This window comes from Bradyrhizobium cenepequi, from assembly GCF_020329485.1.
GTDB lineage: Bacteria > Pseudomonadota > Alphaproteobacteria > Rhizobiales > Xanthobacteraceae > Bradyrhizobium > Bradyrhizobium cenepequi.
Map to the genome: position 1 here is coordinate 1 of NZ_JAGKJI010000143.1, position 1444 is coordinate 1444.

Annotated in this window: 3 protein-coding genes; 1 reads left to right on the top strand and 2 read right to left on the bottom strand. The window is 57.8% G+C overall.

Going from position 1 to position 1444, the window contains the following annotated elements; genetic code table 11:
* Positions 1 to 263, bottom strand: a 263-nt coding sequence (locus tag J6497_RS40540; protein WP_225709506.1) for a cupin domain-containing protein, incomplete at its 3' end; no start/stop codon positions are given.
* Positions 264 to 651: 388 nt separating this feature from the next.
* Here J6497_RS40540 and J6497_RS40545 point away from each other — a divergent pair.
* Positions 652 to 828: a helix-turn-helix domain-containing protein gene (locus J6497_RS40545; RefSeq protein ID WP_312010465.1), complete on the top strand. Its 177-nt coding sequence runs from the start codon at positions 652 to 654 to the stop codon at positions 826 to 828.
* A 354-nt stretch (positions 829 to 1182) separates the two neighbouring features.
* On the opposite strand, the gene J6497_RS40550 is transcribed toward J6497_RS40545, so the two are convergent.
* On the bottom strand, positions 1183 to 1444 hold a 262-nt coding region (locus J6497_RS40550; protein WP_225709704.1), incomplete at its 5' end, for a transporter substrate-binding protein.

Below are 1444 nucleotides of genomic sequence, written 5' to 3' on the forward strand. Positions count from 1 at the left end.
GCCGCGTAGGAGCCTGCCCCCACCTCAACGCGGGAATCGCCGACCCGCGCGATTAGCCGCCCCTCAACCACGTAGACTAGCTCGTCCTCGCGCGAGTGAATGTGCATCGGAGGCTCCTCCCCAGCTCGCACCGTCCACAAGACAGCGCCATATTCGCCTCCGGACTGGCTGCTCTCCACTTTAATCTCGATGCTCGAGCCTCCGCTCGTGGTCACCTTCTCGCCACCGTGGGGCGGCGTTAGAACCGGCTTCTGGACTGACATTTGTAGCCTCCTGATTGTGCGCCGGATGAGCCCGGTACCGTGTAAGCATGAAATTCCGCGCGGCGAATGGGAAATGACGTCACGCGATGAAGTCAATAACCGCGCGTTATGATGGCCGTTCGCCTTCCGCATCGGACTCGCGTGCACTCGAGGCCGACTGCTTTTGGCCCTTCTGAGACATGCCGACCGCTATGATGAATGTCCGCGTGCGATGGCAAAGCGGAAAACATATGCTCGCACTGAGTTCTTCTCAATTTGACCCAAAGCGGACTATCGAGGCTGACAGGCCTCATCGCAGCCGATAAGTTCTCCACCGATATTATGGCCGGCACCTCGCTAAGGTGGCGGCCAAATTCACGCAGCGAAAACAAAATGTCCGGACTGGAAGATACATCATCGCGGCGCGCAGTTCGGCCGCAAACCGAAGCTGACCAAGCATCAGACACGCGAGGCCTTGAAGCGCGTGGAGGCCGGCGAGCCGCTGCGCGAGATCGCGTTAAGCTACAACGTCGATCACTCGACGATCTCTCGCCTCAAGACGCGGCGCGCTGCCGAAGCCATCTGATCGACCGGGGAGTTGTTTTTTTGGGCGTGGCGATTCCCGCCGGGCGGTCGGGGAAGCCAAGATGGCCAGTACCAAACACGGTAGCCCGATCATTCCGCCAGCTTAGGCGATTCCATCACGTCATCAACCCGGATAAGGTTTTCGGTACACACAGGGCTTCTCTGGCTTGCTTTCCACGCAAACCGCGATAGATCGGGGATATCCGTCGTCGTGAGGTGTGCGCGCGTAACCAGATGTGCCGCCTGGACAAGAGTCGAGCGCTCGAAATCCCGCGAGGCACTGCTATAACCGTCACACACAACACAGTGTAGGCTTTCAAGCCCATGGAAGGACCGATCACTAACAATCGAACCGTCACCATTCCTTGAATTTTGGCTCGATGCACCCCCCGCAAACCCAAGGAAAAGTCCAATCCGCGGTACGCTTGGCGCTGTCGGGGATGTACCTGCTCCAGGCTTCCGCTCGGATCGGATTGATTGACTGCCAAATGACATCAAAGGTCCCGGAAGGATTTATTTTGCCTATCATGACTGGCTTGGAAAGATGATGATTGGTGTTCATTACAACCTCGAAGCCGCTCGGTGCCTTGATTCGTTGACCGTACATGGCTTGCCGG